Source organism: Pseudomonas sp. 51_B, assembly GCF_017491595.1.
Taxonomy (GTDB): Bacteria; Pseudomonadota; Gammaproteobacteria; order Pseudomonadales; family Pseudomonadaceae; genus Aquipseudomonas; species Aquipseudomonas promysalinigenes.
The window spans coordinates 70,296-90,061 of sequence record NZ_JAFGYW010000013.1 but is presented as its reverse complement, the minus strand read 5'-3'; the positions used below and the strand labels follow the sequence as shown (position 1 = coordinate 90,061).

The following is a 19,766-nucleotide window of genomic DNA, read 5'->3' as shown; positions in this document are numbered from 1 at the left end:
CAATCTTCAGGCAAAAAGAAAGCACCCCATGGGGTGCTTTCTTTATGGCCGGCAATTGGCGCTTAGCGCTTCATGTGCTCTGGCAGGTGTGGCTGGATAGCGGTCAGTACGGCCTTGAAGCACTTGATGTTGCCCGCAACGATGTGGCCTTTGTCGAGGAAATCGTGGCCACCGTTGAAGTCGCTCACCAAACCGCCGGCTTCCTGGATCAGCAACACGCCTGCTGCCATGTCCCACTCGGACAGGCCCGACTCCCAGAAGGCGTCGAAGCGGCCAGCGGCCACGTAGGCCAGGTCCAGTGCGGCGGAGCCTGCGCGGCGGATACCGGCAGTTTGGCCGGTCAGGGCGCGGAACATGCCCAGGTAGTTGTCCATGTCAGCCATTTGGTTGTCACGGAATGGGAAACCGGTGCCCAGCAGGGCGCCTTCGAGGCTGGTGCGCGAGCTGACGCGCAGGCGGCGGCCATTGAGCTGGGCGCCACGGCCGCGGCTGGCGGTGAATTCTTCCTGGCGTACTGGGTCGACGACCACGGCGTGCTCGAGGCGGCCGCGGTATTTGCAGGCGATGCTGACAGCGAAGTGCGGAATGCCACGCAGGAAGTTGGTGGTGCCGTCCAGCGGGTCGATGACCCACAGGTAGTCCTTGCCTTCTTCGCCGGTGCCGGCGTGCAGGCCGGTTTCTTCACCTTGAATGGAGTGGTTCGGGTAGGCCTTGCGCAGGGCGTTGACGATGCTCTGCTCGGCGGCGCGATCCACTTCGGAGACGTAGTCCTTGGCCTCTTTCTCGTCGACCTTGATGCTATCCAGGCGTTCGATGGAGCGGAAAATCAGTTCACTGGCGCTGCGAGCGGCGCGCAGGGCGATATTCAGCATAGGCTGCATGGGCGGGTCACCTGGAGATGTTAAAGAATAAAGCCGGACATTCTAGCAGAAAAGTTTGGCGGCAGAAGTGTCACATTTGCTTTCTTGGCGTTACGCTGGTCGGTTCTGTAAGATCGTTTCCCCCCAAACCTGCATCTGTGAGCACAACACCTTGCTGCAAAATATTCGTGTTGTTCTGGTCAATACCAGCCACCCCGGCAACATCGGCGGCGCTGCGCGTGCCATGAAAAACATGGGCTTGTCGCGTTTGGTGCTGGTGCAGCCAAAAGATTTTCCAGCTGATGAAGCCTGCGCTCGAGCTTCCGGAGCTGACGACATCCTGGCCAATGCCCAGGTGGTCGACAGCCTCGAGGATGCGCTGGTCGGTTGCAGCCTGGTCATGGGCACCAGCGCCCGGGAGCGGAGCATCCCCTGGCCGCTGATCGATCCGCGCGAGTGCGCGGTCAAGGCAGTGGAGCATGCCAAAGCGGGTGAGTCCATCGCCCTGGTGTTCGGGCGTGAGCATGCCGGCCTGACCAACGACGAACTGCAGCGATGTCACTTCCATGTGCATATTCCCTCCAATCCAGACTTCAGCTCGTTGAACCTCGCTGCAGCGGTTCAGGTGCTTGCCTACGAGGTACGCATGGCCTGGCTGGGGGTCGAGGGTGGGGTCTTGAGCATCGAGAAGGCTGACGCCGGCGCTACGCGCGGCAACGAACTGGCGACCATGGACGAAATGGAGCTGTTCTACGAACACCTGGAAAAAACCCTGGTGGACATCGGCTTCCTCGACCCCGCCAAGCCCAAACACCTGATGCCGCGTTTGCGCCGGTTGTATGGGCGCAGTTCGGTCGAGCGTACGGAAATAAGCATTTTGCGCGGCATCCTCACCGAGACCCAGAAAGTGGTCCGGGGCGAGCCGCATAAACGGAAGGACTGACAGATGTTCGAACGTCTGCGTGAAGATATCCAAAGCGTATTTCATCGTGATCCTGCAGCGCGCAACGCTTTCGAGGTGCTGACTTGCTACCCCGGCATGCATGCCATTTGGCTGCACCGCTTGGGTAATGCCCTGTGGAAGCGTGATTTCAAGTGGTTGGCACGCCTGGTGTCCAACTTCGGCCGCTGGCTGACAGGTATCGAAATCCATCCGGGCGCAACCATCGGTCGACGCTTCTTCATCGACCACGGCATGGGTATCGTCATCGGCGAAACCGCCGAAATCGGCGACGATGTCACGCTCTACCAGGGGGTGACCCTTGGTGGCACCAGCTGGAACAAAGGCAAGCGCCATCCAACCCTGGAGAACGGTGTGGTGGTAGGCGCAGGTGCCAAGGTGCTCGGCCCGTTCACCGTCGGGGCGGGCGCCAAGATTGGCTCCAACGCGGTGGTGACCAAGGCGGTGCCCGCCGGTGCAACGGCGGTGGGTATCCCTGGGCGGATCATCGTCAAGAGCGAAGACAGTGACATCGAGGCGCGGCGCAAGGCCATGGCCGAGAAAATCGGCTTCGATGCCTACGGCGTCAGCGGCGACATGCCGGACCCGGTGGCTCGCGCCATTGGCCAGATGCTCGACCATCTGCAGGCCGTCGACGAGCGTTTGGAAGGCATGTGCGGGGCACTGACCAAAATGGGCAGCGACTACTGTGCCAAAGAGCTGCCCAAGCTGCCCGAAGATGACTTCATCCAACAAACCCAGGCCGCTGAGCGCGACACTCAGTTGCATTGATCGCGTCGCGTCCGAGCGGCTCTGACACATGGGGCGTGTGCTCGCGCCCCGTTGCTGCTACAATCGCGCCCGCCCTCCGGATGCAAACCCGACTAAAGCACTAGGTCTAATAGTTGACTTAAATGCTCGGGAATCGCATACTTGCACACATCCCGTAACTCCCGTGGTACCCATTAGCCATGCGACTGACTACTAAAGGCCGATACGCCGTCACTGCCATGCTCGACCTGGCACTGCACGCGCAGCACGGGCCTGTGTCTTTGGCCGACATTTCCGAGCGCCAGGGCATTTCCCTTTCTTATCTGGAACAGCTGTTCGCCAAGCTGCGCCGCAGCAGCCTGGTTTCCAGCGTTCGCGGCCCTGGCGGCGGTTATCAGCTGTCGCGCGGCATGGAAACCATCCAGGTGGCCCAGGTCATCGATGCGGTCAACGAATCGGTCGATGCCACCCGTTGCCAGGGGCTTGGGGATTGCCATGCCGGTGACACCTGCCTGACCCACCACCTGTGGTGCGACCTCAGTCAGCAGATTCACGAATTCCTCAGCGGCATCAGCCTGGCCGACCTCGTCATGCGCCGTGAGGTGCAGGAAGTCGCTCAGCGCCAGGACCTGCGGCGAGTCGCAGGCCGTACCGCCCAGCTGGACAAGATTGAGACGTCTGCCGTCGACTGACCATTAGCCGCGACGAGCGACGCCACCGCCTGATAGGAGATACCCATGAAGTTGCCGATCTACCTCGATTATTCCGCTACCACGCCGGTCGACCCTCGTGTCGCCCAGAAAATGGCCGACTGCCTGCTGGTCGACGGCAACTTCGGTAACCCGGCTTCGCGTTCCCACGTGTTCGGTTGGAAGGCCGAAGAAGCGGTTGAGAACGGCCGTCGTCAGGTCGCCGAGCTGATCAATGCCGACCCGCGCGAAATCGTCTGGACCAGCGGTGCCACCGAGTCCGACAACCTCGCCATCAAAGGCGTGGCGCACTTCTATCAGAGCAAAGGCAAGCACATCATCACCTCCAAGATCGAGCACAAGGCGGTTTTGGATACCGCGCGCCAGCTCGAGCGTGAAGGTTTCGAAGTCACCTACCTGGAGCCGGGCGAAGACGGCATCATCACCCCGGCCATGGTCGAGGCGGCGCTGCGCGACGACACCATCCTGGTTTCGCTGATGCACGTGAACAACGAAGTCGGTTCGATCAACGACATTGCTGCCATCGGTGAACTGACCCGTTCGCGCGGCGTGCTGTTCCACGTTGACGCCGCTCAATCGGCCGGCAAGGTTGAAATCGACCTGCAGAAGCTGAAGGTCGACCTGATGTCGTTCTCCGCTCACAAGGCGTATGGCCCTAAAGGTATTGGCGCGCTGTACGTCAGCCGCAAGCCGCGGGTGCGCCTGGAAGCCATCATCCATGGTGGTGGCCATGAGCGCGGTATGCGTTCGGGCACGCTGCCAACCCACCAGATCGTTGGCATGGGCGAGGCGTTCGCCATCGCCAAGCAGGAAATGGCCGCCGAGAACGTGCGCATCAAGGCCCTGAGTGACCGTTTCTTCAAGCAGGTATCGGACCTTGAAGAGCTGTACGTCAACGGCAGCAAAACTGCACGCGTGCCGCACAATCTCAACCTGAGCTTCAACTATGTCGAGGGCGAGTCGCTGCTGATGTCGCTCAAGGACATCGCCGTATCGTCCGGTTCGGCCTGTACCTCCGCTTCGCTCGAGCCGTCCTACGTGCTGCGCGCGCTGGGCCGCAACGATGAGTTGGCGCACAGCTCGATCCGCTTCTCCTTCGGCCGCTTCACAACCGAGGAAGAAGTCGACTACGCCGCGCAGAAAGTCTGCGAGGCCGTTAACAAACTCCGTGAGTTGTCGCCGCTTTGGGACATGTACAAAGACGGCGTCGACATCTCCAAGATCGAGTGGGCCGCCCACTAAGCAGTCGCCGGCAAGAGCGGCTCCCTGATGAGGAAGGAATTGCACCATGGCATATAGTGAAAAGGTCATCGACCACTACGAAAACCCACGTAACGTCGGCAAGATGAATGCCGAGGACCCAGATGTCGGCACCGGCATGGTCGGCGCCCCGGCGTGCGGTGACGTGATGCGTCTGCAAATCAAGGTCAACGAGCAAGGCATCATCGAAGACGCCAAGTTCAAGACCTACGGCTGCGGTTCGGCCATCGCTTCCAGCTCCCTGGCCACCGAATGGATGAAGGGCAAAACGCTGGACGAAGCCGAAACCATCAAGAACACCCAGTTGGCGGAAGAGCTGGCGTTGCCGCCAGTGAAGATCCACTGCTCGGTACTCGCCGAAGATGCCATCAAGGCAGCCGTTCGCGACTACAAGCAGAAGAAAGGCTTGATCTAAGCCCGCCCGCAAGACTCAAGGAGTTCCGATGGCTATCAGCATGACAGAAGCCGCCGCCAACCACATTCGCCGTTCCCTCGATGGGCGTGGCAAAGGTGAGGGCATTCGCCTGGGCGTGCGCACCACCGGCTGCTCGGGCCTGGCCTACGTGCTGGAGTTCGTCGACGAGCTGGCCGCCGAAGACCAGGTGTTCGAGAACCACGGCGTCAAGGTGATCATTGATCCCAAGAGCCTGGTCTACTTGGACGGTACCGAGCTGGACTTCGTCAAGGAAGGTTTGAACGAAGGCTTCAAGTTCAACAATCCCAACGTGCGCGGTGAGTGTGGCTGCGGCGAAAGCTTCAACGTTTGAGGCTGGCCGTGGGTACTCCTTGTCACTTCGCTCTGTTCGACCTCCAGCCCTGCTTCCGTCTGGACCTCGATAAACTGGCTGTTCGCTATCGCGAACTGGCACGTGAGGTCCACCCGGATCGCTTCGCCGACGCCTCCGAGCGCGAGCAGCGGGCGGCGCTGGAAAAGTCTGCGGCCCTCAATGATGCCTATCAGACGCTGCGCAGCGCGCCGCGCCGTGCCCGTTACCTGCTGGCCATCGGTGGCCACGAAGTGCCCCAGGAGATCACGGTCCACGACCCTGATTTTCTGATGCAGCAAATGCAGTGGCGCGAAGAGCTGGAAGAGCTGCAGGATGAAGCCGACCTCGACGGCGTGGCTGTGTTCAAGAAGCGCCTGAAGGCTGCTCAGGACACGCTGAACGAGGATTTTGCCGCCTGCTGGGATGTGCCTGCCGAGCGCGACAAGGCCGAGCGCCTGATGCGCCGCATGCAATTCCTGGACAAGCTCGCCCAAGAAGTGCGCCAACTCGAAGAGCGCCTCGACGACTAACCCGGTGTCGCCCGTGGCGACACCTAAGGTATTCAGATAAGCATGGCCCTACTGCAGATCGCCGAACCCGGTCAAAGCCCTCAGCCGCACCAGCGCCGCCTGGCGGTGGGTATCGACCTGGGTACCACCAATTCTCTGGTCGCTGCCGTGCGCAGCGGTCGCAGCGAGCCCCTGCCTGATGCGCAGGGCAACGTCATTCTGCCGTCAGCAGTGCGTTACCTGGCCGACCACAATGAAGTTGGCCTGGCAGCGCGTGAAGCGGCTTCCAGCGACCCGCTGAACACCGTGCTGTCGGTCAAGCGCCTGATGGGGCGAGGCCTGGCCGATGTAAAACAGCTCGGCGAGCAGCTGCCTTATCGCTTTGTCGGCGGCGAGTCGCACATGCCGTTCATCGACACTGTGCAGGGCCCGAAAAGCCCGGTCGAAGTCTCCGCCGACATTCTCAAGGTGCTGCGCGAGCGCGCCGAAGCCACCCTTGGCGGTGAGCTGGTGGGCGCAGTGATCACCGTGCCTGCCTATTTCGACGATGCCCAGCGCCAAGCCACCAAGGATGCTGCCCGTCTGGCTGGCCTTAACGTACTGCGCCTGCTCAACGAGCCAACTGCCGCTGCCGTGGCTTATGGGCTCGACCAGAATGCCGAGGGCCTGGTGGCCATTTATGATCTGGGTGGCGGTACCTTCGATATTTCCATCCTGCGCCTGACTGCGGGTGTATTCGAGGTGTTGGCCACAGGTGGCGATACGGCCCTGGGTGGCGACGATTTCGACCACGCCATCGCCGGCTGGATCATCGAGCAGGCGGGTCTTTCGGCCGACCTCGATCCGGCCACCCAACGCCAGCTGCTGCAAGCCGCGTGCGCTGCCAAAGAGGCCCTGACCGACGCCGATAGCGTCACTGTCAGCCATGGCGCCTGGCGCGGCGAGCTGAGCCGAGTGGCCTTCGAAGCCATGATCGAACCCCTGGTCGCGCGCAGCCTGAAAGCTTGCCGGCGCGCCGTGCGCGACAGCGGTGTCGAGCTGGACGAGGTGGGCGCCGTGGTCATGGTCGGTGGTTCGACCCGCGTGCCGCGAGTGCGTGAAGCCGTTGGCGCGCTGTTCGGGCGTACGCCGCTGACTTCCATCGACCCCGATCAGGTCGTCGCCATCGGCGCTGCCATTCAGGCCGACACCCTGGCCGGCAACCGCCGCGAAGGCGGCGAACTGCTGCTGCTCGATGTCATCCCGCTGTCACTTGGTCTCGAGACCATGGGCGGGCTGATGGAAAAGGTGATCCCGCGTAATACCACCATTCCAGTGGCGCGTGCCCAGGAATTCACCACCTATAAAGACGGCCAGTCGGCCATGATGATCCACGTGCTGCAGGGTGAGCGCGAGTTGATCAGCGACTGCCGCTCCCTGGCGCGCTTCGAGTTGCGCGGCATTCCGGCCATGGTCGCCGGCGCCGCGAAGATCCGTGTGACCTTCCAGGTCGACGCCGACGGCCTGCTCAGCGTGGCCGCCCGCGAACTGGGTTCGGGGGTTGAGGCCAGCATTCAGGTGAAGCCATCCTACGGCCTGACCGACGGCGAGATCGCCCGCATGCTCAAGGATTCCTTCGAGCACGCAGGCTCCGACAAGCAGGCGCGCCAGTTGCGCGAGCACCAAGTCGACGGTGAGCGCCTGCTCGAAGCGGTGCAGGGTGCCCTGGATGCCGACGGTGAACGCTTGCTCAGCGAAGATGAGCGGGTGGCCATCGAGTACCAGATGCAAGAATTGCGTGATTTGCTCAACGGCACCGATGGCCCCGCCATCGAGCAGCAGACCAAGCGTCTGTCGCAGGTGACCGATGCTTTTGCCGCCCGTCGCCTTGATTCGACGGTCAAAGCCGCACTGGCCGGGCGCAACCTGAATGAGATCGAGGAGTAACCGATGCCCCAGGTGATTTTCCTGCCGCACGAGAAGTTCTGCCCGCAAGGGCTGGTGGTTGAAGTGGAGCCAGGCACCAACATTCTGGAGCTGGCCCACGAGCACCACATCGAGATGGAGAGCGCGTGCGGTGGTGTGTGCGCGTGCACCACTTGTCATTGCATCGTGCGTGAAGGCTTCGACTCCCTCGAGGAGGCCGACGAGCTGGAAGAAGACATGCTGGACAAGGCATGGGGCCTGGAGGCGCAATCGCGTCTGGCCTGCCAGGTTATCGTCGGTGACGAGGACCTCACCATCGAGATTCCAAAATATTCGCTCAACCACGCTGCCGAAGCACCGCACTGAGATTTGCCCCATGAGCCTGAAATGGATTGATGTACTTGAGATCGCCATCCAGCTTGCAGAAAGCAAGCCGGAAGTCGATCCTAGATATGTGAATTTCGTCGATCTGCACCGTTGGGTGCTGGCGCTGCCGGAGTTCAGCGACGATCCGTCACGAGGCGGTGAAAAAGTGCTCGAGGCCATCCAGGCGGCCTGGATTGACGAAGCCGACTAAGCGTGACGCTGCAGGTTAGGCAATCCCCTGGAACCCGCGTATAATTCGCGGGTTTAATTTTTCGTAACACTCATATTCTGGAGTTTTCCATGGCTGTTCAACGTACTTTCTCGATCATCAAGCCGGACGCCGTTGCCAAGAACGTTATCGGCAAGATCACCACCCGCTTCGAAGAAGCCGGCCTGAAAATCGTTGCCTCGAAAATCAAGCAACTGTCCAAAGCCGAAGCCGAAGGCTTCTACGCCGAGCACAGCGCTCGTGGCTTCTTCGGTGACCTGGTTGCTTTCATGACTTCCGGTCCGGTCGTCGTTCAGGTTCTGGAAGGCGAAAACGCCATCGCTCTGAACCGTGAGCTGATGGGCGCTACCAACCCTAAAGAAGCTGCTCCAGGCACCATCCGCGCTGACTTCGCTGAGTCGATCGACGCCAACGCCGTTCACGGTTCGGACTCCGAAGCTGCTGCTGCCCGCGAAATCGCTTACTTCTTCGCTGCTACCGAGGTAACCACTCGCTAAGCGAAAGCTTAAGGGTGAAGGTGAATCCATGACGACATCTACCGGCAAAATCAACCTGTTGGGGCTGACCCTGCAGGAAATGGAACAGTTCTTCGACTCGATCGGGGAGAAGCGCTTTCGCGCCGGGCAGGTGATGAAGTGGATTCACCATTTTGGCGTCGACGATTTCGCCGCCATGACCAATGTCGGCAAAGTCTTGCGCGAAAAACTCGAGGCCGTTGCCGAGATTCGCGGCCCGGAAGTGGTCAGTGAAGACATTTCCGCAGACGGTACCCGTAAGTGGGTGATCCGCGTTGCCTCCGGCAGCTGCGTCGAAACCGTCTACATCCCTACCGACGACCGCGGTACGCTCTGCGTATCGTCCCAAGCCGGCTGCGCCCTGGACTGCAGTTTCTGCTCCACCGGCAAGCAAGGCTTCAACAGCAACCTCACCGCCGCCGAAGTGATCGGGCAGGTGTGGCTTGCGAACAAATCTTTTGGGACCGTCCCTGCCAAGATCGACCGCGCCATTACCAACGTGGTCATGATGGGCATGGGCGAGCCTCTGCTGAACTTCGACAATGTCATCGCCGCCATGAAGATCATGATGGAAGATCTGGGCTATGGCATTTCCAAGCGCCGCGTCACCCTGTCCACCTCGGGCGTGGTGCCGATGATCGACGAACTGGCCAAGCACATCGACGTGTCGCTGGCCTTGTCGCTGCACGCACCCAACGACGAACTGCGCAACCAGCTGGTGCCGATCAATAAAAAGTACCCACTTAAGATGCTGCTTGAGTCGTGCATGGGTTATATGTCGACCCTTGGCGGCAAGCGTGTGCTGACCATCGAGTACACCTTGCTCAAGGACGTCAACGACCAGCCTGAGCATGCGGCGCAAATGATCGAATTGCTGCGCGACGTACCGTGCAAGATCAACCTGATCCCGTTCAACCCGTTCCCTCATTCGGGTTACGAACGGCCGAGCAACAACGCTATCCGCCGCTTCCAGGACCTGCTGCACCATGGTGGCTTCAACGTCACCACCCGTACCACCCGCGGCGACGATATCGACGCGGCCTGTGGTCAACTGGTCGGTCAGGTAAACGACCGTACCCGCCGCAGCGAGCGCTATATCGCTGTCCGCCAGCTGTCCGCTGACGCTGAGCAGCCAGTCAGCGGCGTGCGCCACTGAGCCTGGCTTTGTCATGAGCTTGCGCGCCGCGCTGTCGATCCTTGCGCTATCGCTGCTGGCCGGCTGCGTGTCCGGCGGTGCAAGCGACCCCCTTGCCAATCGGCAAGGGCGGCTGGAGGCAGGCCGTGCGTACACGCAGCTTGGCCTGGGGTATCTGCAACAAGGTTTGACCCAGCAGGCCAAGGCGCCTCTTGGCAAAGCCCTGGCCCTCAATGCAGGTGACGCCGATGCCCATGCGGCGCTGGCCCTGGTGTTCCAGGCCGAGGCGGAGCCTGCCCTGGCCGAGGCGCATTTCAAAAAAGCGCTACTGTCGCGCCCTGGCGATACGCGTATTCGCAACAATTACGGCAGTTTCCTATATGCTCAGCAACGTTTTGCCCAAGCCGAGCAGATGTTTCGCCTGGCCAGTGCCGATACCCTGTATCCTGAACGCTCGCGCGTGTACGAGAACCTTGGCCTCACGGCCCTGAAGCTCGACGATCGCGACCAGGCACATGCGTATCTGACCAAGGCCCTGCAACTCGACCGACGCCAGCCCAGAGCGTTATTGGAAATGGCTGAGTTGTCCTACGAAAACAGGCATTATGTGCCGGCCCGTGAATACTACGATCGTTTCAGCCAGTTGAGCGATCACACCGCCCGTAGCCTGCTGCTGGGCAGCCGCCTTGCCCGTGTGTTCGACGAGCAAGGTACCCTGGCCGATCTTGGCCAGCAATTACAACGACTTTATCCCGGTACGCCGGAATATCAGCAATACCTGTCGGAGCAACGATGAAAGCCGCGCATCCCGAAGTAGCAGCAGCGACTGGCCAGAACCCCGGTGAATTGTTGCGCCAGGCCCGCGAGAAACGGGAGTGGTCGCAAGCCGAGGTGGCCCGCAAGCTGAACCTCACCGTCAATTCGTTGAATCACCTGGAAACCGGCGCCTTCGACAAGCTGCCAGGGCACACCTTTGCCCGAGGTTACATCCGCGCCTACGCCAAACTGATGGAGATGGACCAGGCACCCCTGGTCGAAGCCTTCGACCAGTACACCGGCACCCACGCCAAAGGCAGTGACGTGCACTCGCTCGGTCGTATCGAAGAGCCGATGCGTTTGTCGCATAACATCATGCGCGGCGTGACCTTGCTGCTGTTGGTCGCGGTGGTGGGTGGCAGTTTCATCTGGTGGCAGGACAAGGGCAGCCTCAAAGGCAAGGACCTGGCGAAAATTGCCCTGGAACATGTCGAAGTCGAAAGCGCCGACGGTACCACGCAGATCCACCCGCTGGATGAGCCTGAAGACCAGGCCGTGACGGCGGGGCAGCAGCCCGAGAGCGCGCCACTGGCCCTGCAGCAGGCGCCAACCGACGCGGTTACCCAGCCGACCAGCGAAGTTGCCCCGGCTGAGTCTGCCCCGGCTTCGGCTTCAGTTGCCGTGCAGCAGGCACCGGCCACCGCCGTCGCCCCCGCAGCCCCAGCCGTCCCAGCGGCCAGCGCCCCGGCAACTGCCGAGCCTGCTGCCCCAGCGGCTGTACCGGCCGGTAGCGCCAAGGTCGCAATACAGTTCACCGCCGATTGCTGGACTCAAGTGTCCGATGGCAATGGCAAGGTGCTGTTCAGCGCCATCAAGCGCAAAGGGGACAACCTCGAGCTGACCGGCAAACCGCCATTTGCGGTACGTCTGGGCTTTGCCCGGGGCGCCCAGGTCAGCTACAACGGCCAGCCGGTCGATGTTGCCCCGTTCACCAGTGGCGAAACCGCTCGCCTGAAGTTGGGACAGTAAAGTCATGCACGGCGAATCTCCGATCAAACGTCGCGAATCCCGCAAAATCTGGGTCGGCAATGTGCCGGTGGGTGGCGATGCCCCCATCGCGGTGCAGAGCATGACCAACACCGACACCAACGATGTGCTGGCCACCGTGGCGCAGATCCAGCGCCTGGTCGATGCCGGCGTCGATATCGTGCGAGTGTCGGTACCGGACATGGACGCCGCCGAAGCGTTCGGCAAGATCAAGCAGCTGGTCACCGTGCCGCTGGTTGCCGACATTCATTTCGACTACAAGATCGCCCTGCGCGTGGCTGAGCTTGGTGTCGATTGCCTGCGCATCAACCCCGGCAACATTGGCCGCGAAGACCGCGTGCGCGCGGTGGTCGATGCTGCGCGCGACCGTGGTATTCCAATCCGCATCGGCGTCAATGCAGGCTCCCTGGAAAAGGACCTGCAGAAGAAGTACGGCGAGCCGACCCCAGCTGCACTGGTGGAGTCGGCCCTGCGTCATGTCGAACATCTGGACCGCCTGGATTTCCAGGACTTCAAGGTCAGCGTCAAGGCTTCCGATGTGTTCATGGCCGTGGAGGCCTATCGCCTGCTCGCCAAGCAGATCATTCAACCGCTGCACCTGGGTATCACCGAAGCCGGTGGCCTGCGTTCGGGGACGGTGAAATCCGCTGTCGGCCTCGGTATGCTGCTGGCCGAAGGCATTGGCGATACCATCCGCATCTCGCTGGCCGCTGACCCTGTCGAAGAAGTGAAGGTTGGCTACGACATCCTCAAGTCTTTGCACCTGCGTTCGCGTGGCATCAACTTCATCGCCTGTCCGAGCTGTTCGCGGCAGAACTTCGATGTGGTCAAGACCATGAACGAGCTGGAAGGGCGCCTCGAGGACTTGCTGGTCCCGCTGGATGTGGCGGTGATCGGTTGCGTGGTCAACGGGCCGGGTGAAGCCAAGGAGTCCCACGTGGGGTTGACCGGTGGCACGCCTAACCTTGTGTATATCGACGGCAAGCCAGCACAGAAGCTGACCAATGACAACCTGGTCGATGAGCTGGAGAAGCTCATCCGCCAGAAAGCGGCCGAAAAGGTCGAGGCTGACGCGGCACTGATCGCCCGTAGCTGACACATAGATTCGTAAGGACTTTTCGTGAGCAAATCGCTGCAAGCCATTCGTGGCATGAACGACATCCTGCCAGAGCAGTCGCCGCTCTGGCGCTACTTCGAAGGTACCGTTGCCGGGCTGCTGGATACCTATGGGTACAGCCAGATCCGCACGCCGATCGTCGAGTTCACCGAGCTGTTCAAACGCTCGATCGGTGAAGTCACCGACATCGTCGAAAAAGAGATGTATACATTCGAAGACCGTAACGGCGATTCGCTCACCCTGCGCCCAGAAGGCACCGCCGCTTGCGTGCGCGCTGTACTGGAGCACGGCATAACCGGCAATGGCCAGGTGCAGAAGCTCTGGTACATCGGCCAGATGTTCCGCCATGAGCGCCCGCAAAAAGGTCGTTACCGCCAGTTCCACCAGATTGGCGTGGAGGTATTCAACCTCGACGGCCCGGACATCGACGCCGAACTGATCATGCTGACCTGGCGCCTTTGGGGCCTGCTGGGCATCCAGGATGCTGTCAAGCTCGAGCTCAACAGCCTGGGCACCAGCGAAGCCCGTGCCCGCTACCGTGACGCCCTGGTCGAATTCCTCAGCGCGCGCCTTGAGCAGCTCGACGAAGACAGTCAGCGCCGCCTCAAGAGCAACCCGCTGCGAATTCTCGACAGCAAGGACCAAGGCACCCAGGCGGTGCTGGTCGGCGCCCCGAAGCTGGAAGATTACCTGGACGAAGACTCCCGCACGCACTTCGAGGGCCTCAAGGCTCGCCTGGATGCCGCCGGCATTCCGTTCGTGATCAATACCAAGCTGGTACGTGGCCTGGACTATTACAGCAAGACCGTGTTCGAGTGGGTCACCGACAAGCTCGGAGCTCAAGGCACTGTATGCGCGGGTGGCCGTTACGATGGCCTGGTCGAGCAGATGGGCGGCAAGCCTACCACTGGTGTAGGTTTCGCCATGGGTATCGAACGCCTGATCCTGCTGCTGGAAACCCTCGGCAAGGTGCCTGAATCGATCAGTCGCACCATCGACGTCTACCTGTGCGCCTTTGGCGACCAGGCGGAGTTGGCCGCTCTGCGTGTTTCCGAGGGCCTGCGTGATCGCTTGCCGGGCCTGCGCCTGGCGGTCAACGCCGGTGGCGGCAGCTTCAAGAGTCAATTCAAGAAAGCCGACAAGAGCGGCGCCCTGTTCGCCCTGATTCTCGGCGACGATGAGCTGGCCAAGCAGGAAGTTGGCATCAAGCCCCTGCGTGGCCAGGGCGAACAACAGAACATTGCCTGGGATGCTCTGGCTGAGCACCTGGAAACCGCGATCGCCCAGGCGTAACGCGGTTCAACAAGCGAATAGGCGAAAAGGAGTATTGGGGTGTCGAGTACCGATGATGAACTGGCCGGAGTCAAGGACTGGTGGAACCGCAACGGCAAGCCGCTGCTGACCGGTGCCCTGCTGGCTGGCGTGGTGGTGTTGGGCTGGAATACCTGGCACAAGTACCAGAGCAACCAGGCGCAAGGTGCTTCGCAGCTGTATCAGGCCCTGCTAGAAACCAGCCTGACGCCGACCGGCCAGCCTGATGCGACCAAGGTTGCGGAACTGGCCGGCAAGCTCAAGAGCGAGTTCGGCGGTACCGCGTACGCTCAGTACGGCAGCCTGTTCGTGGCCAAGGTTGCGGTCGAGACCGGCAAGCTCGACGACGCTGCTGCCGAGCTGAAAAGCGTGCTGGACAAGCCTGCCGACGTCACCCTGGGTGAGATTTCGCGCCAGCGCTTGGCCCGTGTGCTCGCCGCGCAGAACAAGGCCGAAGAGGCCCTCAAGCTGCTCGATGGTGACACTGAAAAAGCGTTTCTGGCCAGCCGTGAAGAGTTGAAGGGAGACCTGCTGGTGCAACTGGGGCGCGGCGACGATGCCCACAGTGCCTACGAAAAAGCCAAGGCCGCGTTGTCTGATGAAGCAGCGGTCGGTGGCCTGCAACTGAAGCTGGATGACTTGGCCAAAGGGGATGCGTAAGTGATCGGTTGGAAACAAGCAGCAGTGCTGACCCTGGCCGTGCTGGCCGCAGGTTGCAGCAGCAACAGCAAAAAGGAACTGCCTCCGGCCGAACTGACCAAGTTCACCGAAGAAGTGGCGTTGAAAAAACTGTGGAGCCGTTCGATCGGTGACGGTCAGGGTGAAACTTACAACACGCTGGTTCCCGCGATCGAGAACGACCGCATCTATGCCTCCGATGTCAACGGCGAAGTGTTCGCCCTCGACCGCCTCACTGGCGACGTGGTATGGAAAAAGGACCTGGAAAAGCCAGTTTCCGGCGCTGTTGGTGTCGGTTATGGCCTGGTCATGCTCGGCACTCTCAAGGGTGAGGTGATCGCGCTGGATTCCAGCACGGGTGAGGAGCGCTGGAAGGCGCGCGTCACCAGTGAAGTGCTCGCGCCGCCGGCCAACAACGGTGACGTGGTAGTGGTGCAAACCCAGGACGATCGCTTGATTGGCCTGGATGCCGCCACTGGCGACCGCCGCTGGATCTACGAGAGCACCCCGGCCGTGCTGACCCTGCGTGGCACCGGTGCACCGATCGCTACCAACCGCCTGGCGGTGGCTGGCCTGTCCACCGGTAAAGTGGTTGCGGTTGACATCAACAACGGCGTGCCGGTGTGGGAAAGCCGCGTGGCCGTACCACAGGGCCGTTCCGAACTGGACCGTGTGGTGGATATCGACGGCGGCCTGCTGCTGTCCGGTGGTACCCTGTACGTCAGCACCTACCAGGGCCGCGTCGCGGGCCTGGACCTGGAAAGCGGCCGTGTGCTGTGGCAGCGCGATGCTTCCAGCTACGTGGGCGTTGCCCAGGGTTACGGTAACGTCTATGTCAGCGAAGCCAGCGGTACTGTCGAGAGTGTTGACGAACGTTCTTCCAGCGCGCTGTGGAGCAACGATTCGATGGCCCGTCGCCAGCTGAGCGCGCCAGAGGTGTTCTCAAGCTACGTGGCGGTGGGTGACTTCGAAGGTTACCTGCACCTGCTGAGCCAGGTCGATGGCCGTTTCGTCGGCCGTGAGCGGATCGACAGCGATGGTGTGCGCGCTCGTCCACTTGTGGTCGGCGACACCATCTACGTCTTTGGCAATAGCGGTAAGCTCGAGGCACTGACCGTTCGCTGAAGCTATGCTTGGAGCCCTGGTGGGCTTCAGGCCGCGGCGTAGGATACGCCGCCCGAACTCCGGCCGCTGCCTTGCAGCGGCCTTTGCATTTTCAAGAATTCAAGAGTGGAGAGCCGCATGGTTCCCGTAATCGCCCTGGTGGGCCGCCCGAACGTCGGCAAATCCACCATGTTCAACCGCCTGACCAAGACCCGCGATGCCATCGTCGGTGACTTGTCGGGCCTGACCCGTGACCGCCAGTACGGTGATGCCTCCTGGCAGGGTCGTTCCTTCATCCTGATCGACACCGGCGGTATTACCGGTGACGAAGTGGGCATGGACGAGAAGATGGCCGAGCAGTCGCTGATGGCCATCGAAGAAGCTGACTATGTATTGTTTCTGGTTGACGCCCGCGCCGGCATGACCGCCGCGGATCAGATGATTGCCGAGCACCTGCGCAAGCGCAACAAAGAGGCAATTCTGGTCGCCAACAAAATCGACAACATCGATGCCGATGTGGCGCGCGCCGAGTTCTCGCCGCTGGGCATGGGCAACGCCATCCCGGTGGCTGGCTCCCAGGGCCGGGGTATCAACGCGTTGATGGAAGCTGTGCTCGGCCACATCCCGCGTGACCAGGTCGAGGAAGCCCTGGACGCTGAGGTCGCCGAGGGCGAGGAAGCTGTCCGCATCCCTGGCCCGAGCGAGAAAGATGGCATCAAGATCGCCATCATCGGCCGCCCGAACGTGGGCAAGTCGACCCTCGTCAACCGCATGCTTGGGGAAGAGCGGGTGGTGGTCTACGACCAGCCAGGTACCACCCGTGACAGTATCTATATCCCGTTCGAGCGTGATGGCGAAAAGTACACCTTCATCGACACCGCGGGTGTGCGTAAGCGCGGCAAGATCCACGAGGAAGTCGAAAAGTTCTCGGTGGTCAAAACCCTGCAGGCGATCAAGGACGCCAACGTCGTGATCTTCGTCATGGACGCCCGCGAAGGTGTGGTCGACCATGACCTGAACCTGCTGGGCTTCGCCCTCGAAGCCGGCCGCGCCATCGTCATCGCGCTGAACAAGTGGGACGGCATGGAGCCGGGCGAGCGCGACTACGTCAAGACCGAATTGGAGCGTCGGCTGTTCTTCGTCGACTTCGCCGACATCCACTTCATCTCAGCCCTGCATGGCACCGGCGTGGGCAACCTGTACAAGTCGGTACAGGCCGCGTTCAAGTCTGCGGTCACCCGCTGGCCGACCAGCCGCCTGACACAGATCCTCGAAGACGCGGTAAGCGAGCACCAGCCGCCGTTGGTCAACGGTCGCCGTATCAAGCTGCGTTATGCCCACCTCGGCGGCGCTAACCCACCGCTGATCGTGATCCACGGCAACCAGACCGAGAAGATTCCCAAGTCTTACTCGCGCTACTTGGAAAATACCTACCGCCGTGTGCTCAAGTTGGTCGGTACCCCGATCCGCATCGAGTACAAAGGTGGTGAAAACCCCTATGAGGGCAAGAAAAATACCCTCACCGATCGCCAGGTCAACAAAAAGCGCCGCTTGATGTCCCACCACAAGAAGGCCGAGAAAAAGCGCCGCGACAAGCGCTGATTCTGCTTCGCGGCTAAATCCGCTCCTACGACAGGGTGCCGATGCAGATTTACGCATCACCTGTAGGAGCGGGTTTACCCGCGAAATTGCCCTTTGATCCAGAGCAATCCTGTTATTGTTTCAACCTTTTTCCTGACCACGCGATCCGCTATGCTCGGACTCCACCCGTGCCGGATACACCCCAGGAAAGAGGGCTCCATGATCCGCAGCAAACTGCCGAATGTCGGCACGACCATCTTCACCACCATGTCTCAGCTGGCCGCGCAAACCGGCGCGCTCAACCTGTCCCAGGGTTTTCCCGACTTCAACGGCCCGCAAGCGCTGCTCGATGCGGTCGGTCGGCATGTGTCCGCCGGTCACAATCAGTATTGCCCGATGACTGGCCTGCCGGCCCTGCGTCAGCAGGTGGCCGCCAAAGTCGCCAGGTTGTATGGCGCCATGGTGGATGCTGACCATGAAGTGACCATCACCCCTGGCGCCACGGAAGCGATCTTCTGCGCCATCCAGGCAGTGGTTCACCCAGGTGACGAGGTGATCGTCTTCGACCCCTGTTACGACAGTTACGAGCCGTCGGTTGAACTGGCAGGCGGGCGCTGTGTGCATGTGCAGCTCAGTGACGGCGACTTCCGCATCGATTGGCAGGCGTTCAGCGATGCTTTAAGCCCCCGTACGCGCATGGTCGTCCTCAATTCGCCGCACAACCCCAGTGGAGCATTGATCAGCCGTGAGGACCTCGAGCAACTGGCGCAACTGATCGCAGGCCGCGATATCTACCTGGTCAGCGACGAAGTTTACGAACACCTGGTCTACGATGGCGTGCGCCATGCCAGTGTGCTGGCCCATGAACAGTTGTACCAACGCGCCTTCGTCATCAGCTCGTTCGGCAAGACCTACCACGTCACCGGCTGGAAAACCGGCTATGTGATCGCGCCACCGGCCTTGACCGCCGAATTGCGCAAGGTGCACCAGTACGTCAATTTCTGCGGTGTTACACCACTGCAGTGTGCCTTGGCCGACTTCATGGCCGAGCACCCGGAGCACATCGATGAGCTGCCGGGGTTTTACCAAGCCAAGCGCGATTTGTTCTGCGGCCTGCTCGAAGGATCGCGTTTGCGGTTTACCCCTACCGCGGGTACTTACTTCCAGTTGGTGGACTATTCGCAAATTCGCCCGGACCTGAACGATGTCGACATGGCCATGTGGCTCACCCGCGAGCACGGTGTGGCGACCATTCCGGTCTCGGTGTTCTACCAGCAACCTGTCCCCGAGCAACGCCTGGTGCGCCTGTGCTTTGCCAAACGTGAGGAGACGCTGCGCCAGGCAGCGGAAAAACTATGCGCGATCTGAGTGCACTGCCTAACCTGAAAATCGCCCTGGTGCAGACCGCCCTGGCCTGGCACGACCGTGAAGCCAACTATGCGCATTTCGAGGTGCTGCTGGATCAGGCGCGCGGCGCCGACCTGGTGGTACTGCCGGAAATGTTCACCACAGGGTTTTCCATGCAGTCGCACACCTTGTGTGAGCCTGAAAACGGCCCAACCTACAAGTGGCTGAAGGCCCAGGCCAAGCGCATCGATGCGGTGGTCACCGGCAGCGTGATCATCCAGGCTGCCGACGGTAGCCACCGTAACCGTTTGTTGTGGGCGCGCCCGGATGGCGAGGTGCTGCATTACGATAAACGTCACCTGTTCCGCATGGCCGGCGAGCACAAGCACTACACCCCAGGTGAGCGTCAGGTGCAGTTCGAGCTCAAGGGGTGGCGGGTGCGTCCGCTGATCTGCTATGACCTGCGTTTCCCGGTATGGAGCCGTGATGCTCAGGACACCGACCTGCTGCTGTACACCGCCAATTGGCCTGCGGCACGGCGCCTGCACTGGAACCGGCTGCTGCCGGCGCGGGGCATCGAGAACCTGTGCTATGTAGCAGCGGTGAACCGCGTGGGCACCGATGGCAAAGGCTTTGCCTATTCCGGCGACAGCCAGGTGCTGGACTTCCAGGGCGAGAGCCTGCTCAGTGCGGGGGAAGCGGACGGGGTGTTCACGGCGGTGTTGAGCGCGGCGGAGCTGGCGGCCTACCGCACCAAATTTCCGGCCAACCTGGACGCCGATACCTACGAGATCCACTGAAGCAGAACCGGCCTCTTCGCGGGTTTAATAGTGAAGAGGCCGGCCTTGGTTACATCAT

Annotated in this window: 22 protein-coding genes; 21 read left to right on the top strand and 1 reads right to left on the bottom strand. The window is 61.3% G+C overall.

Annotated elements, in window-relative coordinates; all coding sequences use genetic code 11:
• Positions 1 to 62: 62 nt before the first annotated feature.
• A complete protein-coding gene (gene suhB / locus J5M56_RS15545) occupies positions 63 to 881 on the bottom strand; it encodes an inositol-phosphate phosphatase (protein ID WP_060479410.1) in 819 nt (272 codons plus the stop codon).
• A gap of 151 nt (positions 882 to 1,032) precedes the next feature.
• Here suhB and trmJ point away from each other — a divergent pair, with 151 nt between their 5' ends.
• From trmJ to J5M56_RS15440, 21 genes are all read left to right on the top strand, one after another.
• Positions 1,033 to 1,803 carry a tRNA (cytosine(32)/uridine(32)-2'-O)-methyltransferase TrmJ gene (trmJ, locus tag J5M56_RS15540; protein WP_207937260.1) on the top strand — a complete coding sequence of 257 codons (771 nt, stop codon included), beginning with the start codon at positions 1,033 to 1,035 and terminating at the stop codon, positions 1,801 to 1,803.
• Between the two features lie 3 nt (positions 1,804 to 1,806).
• Positions 1,807 to 2,592: a serine O-acetyltransferase gene (gene cysE, locus J5M56_RS15535; RefSeq protein ID WP_186477655.1), complete on the top strand. Its 786-nt coding sequence runs from the start codon at positions 1,807 to 1,809 to the stop codon at positions 2,590 to 2,592.
• Positions 2,593 to 2,771: 179 nt separating this feature from the next.
• On the top strand, positions 2,772 to 3,263 hold the full coding sequence (iscR, locus tag J5M56_RS15530) for a Fe-S cluster assembly transcriptional regulator IscR (RefSeq protein ID WP_008092572.1): 492 nt from the start codon (positions 2,772 to 2,774) through the stop codon (positions 3,261 to 3,263).
• A gap of 45 nt (positions 3,264 to 3,308) precedes the next feature.
• Entirely contained in the window at positions 3,309 to 4,523 is a 1,215-nt protein-coding gene (locus J5M56_RS15525) for an IscS subfamily cysteine desulfurase (protein WP_186477656.1), read from the top strand.
• A gap of 46 nt (positions 4,524 to 4,569) precedes the next feature.
• Complete coding sequence (gene iscU, locus J5M56_RS15520; protein WP_007929523.1) at positions 4,570 to 4,956, top strand: Fe-S cluster assembly scaffold IscU; 387 nt, start codon at positions 4,570 to 4,572, stop codon at positions 4,954 to 4,956.
• Positions 4,957 to 4,984: 28 nt separating this feature from the next.
• On the top strand, positions 4,985 to 5,308 hold the full coding sequence (iscA, locus tag J5M56_RS15515; protein WP_023630636.1) for an iron-sulfur cluster assembly protein IscA: 324 nt from the start codon (positions 4,985 to 4,987) through the stop codon (positions 5,306 to 5,308).
• A gap of 8 nt (positions 5,309 to 5,316) precedes the next feature.
• Entirely contained in the window at positions 5,317 to 5,838 is a 522-nt protein-coding gene (hscB, locus tag J5M56_RS15510; RefSeq protein WP_186477657.1) for a co-chaperone HscB, read from the top strand.
• 42 nt (positions 5,839 to 5,880) lie between these two features.
• Entirely contained in the window at positions 5,881 to 7,743 is a 1,863-nt protein-coding gene (hscA, locus tag J5M56_RS15505; protein WP_060479414.1) for a Fe-S protein assembly chaperone HscA, read from the top strand.
• 3 nt (positions 7,744 to 7,746) lie between these two features.
• Positions 7,747 to 8,088: an ISC system 2Fe-2S type ferredoxin gene (gene fdx, locus J5M56_RS15500; protein WP_060479415.1), complete on the top strand. Its 342-nt coding sequence runs from the start codon at positions 7,747 to 7,749 to the stop codon at positions 8,086 to 8,088.
• A gap of 10 nt (positions 8,089 to 8,098) precedes the next feature.
• Complete coding sequence (iscX, locus tag J5M56_RS15495; RefSeq protein WP_016713204.1) at positions 8,099 to 8,299, top strand: Fe-S cluster assembly protein IscX; 201 nt, start codon at positions 8,099 to 8,101, stop codon at positions 8,297 to 8,299.
• An 89-nt stretch (positions 8,300 to 8,388) separates the two neighbouring features.
• The gene (ndk, locus tag J5M56_RS15490) at positions 8,389 to 8,814 is read left to right on the top strand and encodes a nucleoside-diphosphate kinase (protein ID WP_011532343.1); all 426 of its coding nucleotides are present in this window, start codon (positions 8,389 to 8,391) and stop codon (positions 8,812 to 8,814) included.
• A gap of 28 nt (positions 8,815 to 8,842) precedes the next feature.
• A complete protein-coding gene (rlmN, locus tag J5M56_RS15485) occupies positions 8,843 to 9,988 on the top strand; it encodes a 23S rRNA (adenine(2503)-C(2))-methyltransferase RlmN (protein WP_060479416.1) in 1,146 nt (381 codons plus the stop codon).
• Positions 9,989 to 10,001: 13 nt separating this feature from the next.
• A complete protein-coding gene (gene pilW, locus J5M56_RS15480; RefSeq protein WP_060479417.1) occupies positions 10,002 to 10,763 on the top strand; it encodes a type IV pilus biogenesis/stability protein PilW in 762 nt (253 codons plus the stop codon).
• Entirely contained in the window at positions 10,760 to 11,752 is a 993-nt protein-coding gene (locus J5M56_RS15475) for a RodZ domain-containing protein (RefSeq protein WP_207937259.1), read from the top strand. The genes pilW and J5M56_RS15475 overlap by 4 nt, the downstream gene beginning before the upstream one ends.
• Positions 11,753 to 11,756: 4 nt before the next feature.
• Positions 11,757 to 12,866 (top strand): flavodoxin-dependent (E)-4-hydroxy-3-methylbut-2-enyl-diphosphate synthase, encoded by a 1,110-nt coding sequence (gene ispG, locus J5M56_RS15470; RefSeq protein ID WP_060479419.1) that lies wholly within the window; start codon positions 11,757 to 11,759, stop codon positions 12,864 to 12,866.
• 24 nt (positions 12,867 to 12,890) lie between these two features.
• Positions 12,891 to 14,180: a histidine--tRNA ligase gene (hisS, locus tag J5M56_RS15465; protein ID WP_060479420.1), complete on the top strand. Its 1,290-nt coding sequence runs from the start codon at positions 12,891 to 12,893 to the stop codon at positions 14,178 to 14,180.
• A 39-nt stretch (positions 14,181 to 14,219) separates the two neighbouring features.
• On the top strand, positions 14,220 to 14,858 hold the full coding sequence (locus J5M56_RS15460) for a tetratricopeptide repeat protein (protein ID WP_207937258.1): 639 nt from the start codon (positions 14,220 to 14,222) through the stop codon (positions 14,856 to 14,858).
• Positions 14,859 to 16,001, top strand: coding sequence for an outer membrane protein assembly factor BamB (gene bamB / locus J5M56_RS15455; RefSeq protein ID WP_060479422.1), 1,143 nt, complete (start codon positions 14,859 to 14,861; stop codon positions 15,999 to 16,001).
• A 117-nt stretch (positions 16,002 to 16,118) separates the two neighbouring features.
• Positions 16,119 to 17,582 (top strand): ribosome biogenesis GTPase Der, encoded by a 1,464-nt coding sequence (der, locus tag J5M56_RS15450; RefSeq protein WP_060479423.1) that lies wholly within the window; start codon positions 16,119 to 16,121, stop codon positions 17,580 to 17,582.
• A 198-nt stretch (positions 17,583 to 17,780) separates the two neighbouring features.
• Positions 17,781 to 18,929, top strand: a complete 1,149-nt coding sequence (locus tag J5M56_RS15445; protein WP_207937257.1) for a pyridoxal phosphate-dependent aminotransferase — start codon at positions 17,781 to 17,783, stop codon at positions 18,927 to 18,929.
• A complete protein-coding gene (locus tag J5M56_RS15440) occupies positions 18,917 to 19,708 on the top strand; it encodes an amidohydrolase (protein WP_186477662.1) in 792 nt (263 codons plus the stop codon). The genes J5M56_RS15445 and J5M56_RS15440 overlap by 13 nt, the downstream gene beginning before the upstream one ends.
• The last annotated feature ends 58 nt before the right edge of the window (positions 19,709 to 19,766 follow it).

Excerpts from the sequence above, each read along its gene's own strand:
- rlmN (WP_060479416.1), top strand. The coding sequence starts at position 8,843 with ATGACGACATCTACCGGCAAAATCAACCTGTTGGGGCTGACCCTGCAG.
- iscA (WP_023630636.1), top strand. The coding sequence starts at position 4,985 with ATGGCTATCAGCATGACAGAAGCCGCCGCCAACCACATTCGCCGTTCC.
- der (WP_060479423.1), top strand. The coding sequence starts at position 16,119 with ATGGTTCCCGTAATCGCCCTGGTGGGCCGCCCGAACGTCGGCAAATCC.
- J5M56_RS15525 (WP_186477656.1), top strand. The coding sequence starts at position 3,309 with ATGAAGTTGCCGATCTACCTCGATTATTCCGCTACCACGCCGGTCGAC.
- hscA (WP_060479414.1), top strand. The coding sequence starts at position 5,881 with ATGGCCCTACTGCAGATCGCCGAACCCGGTCAAAGCCCTCAGCCGCAC.
- J5M56_RS15475 (WP_207937259.1), top strand. The coding sequence starts at position 10,760 with ATGAAAGCCGCGCATCCCGAAGTAGCAGCAGCGACTGGCCAGAACCCC.
- iscR (WP_008092572.1), top strand. The coding sequence starts at position 2,772 with ATGCGACTGACTACTAAAGGCCGATACGCCGTCACTGCCATGCTCGAC.
- iscU (WP_007929523.1), top strand. The coding sequence starts at position 4,570 with ATGGCATATAGTGAAAAGGTCATCGACCACTACGAAAACCCACGTAAC.
- J5M56_RS15440 (WP_186477662.1), top strand. The coding sequence starts at position 18,917 with ATGCGCGATCTGAGTGCACTGCCTAACCTGAAAATCGCCCTGGTGCAG.
- J5M56_RS15445 (WP_207937257.1), top strand. The coding sequence starts at position 17,781 with ATGATCCGCAGCAAACTGCCGAATGTCGGCACGACCATCTTCACCACC.
- fdx (WP_060479415.1), top strand. The coding sequence starts at position 7,747 with ATGCCCCAGGTGATTTTCCTGCCGCACGAGAAGTTCTGCCCGCAAGGG.
- iscX (WP_016713204.1), top strand. The coding sequence starts at position 8,099 with ATGAGCCTGAAATGGATTGATGTACTTGAGATCGCCATCCAGCTTGCA.
- ispG (WP_060479419.1), top strand. The coding sequence starts at position 11,757 with ATGCACGGCGAATCTCCGATCAAACGTCGCGAATCCCGCAAAATCTGG.
- cysE (WP_186477655.1), top strand. The coding sequence starts at position 1,807 with ATGTTCGAACGTCTGCGTGAAGATATCCAAAGCGTATTTCATCGTGAT.
- suhB (WP_060479410.1), bottom strand. The coding sequence starts at position 881 with ATGCAGCCTATGCTGAATATCGCCCTGCGCGCCGCTCGCAGCGCCAGT.
- pilW (WP_060479417.1), top strand. The coding sequence starts at position 10,002 with ATGAGCTTGCGCGCCGCGCTGTCGATCCTTGCGCTATCGCTGCTGGCC.
- ndk (WP_011532343.1), top strand. The coding sequence starts at position 8,389 with ATGGCTGTTCAACGTACTTTCTCGATCATCAAGCCGGACGCCGTTGCC.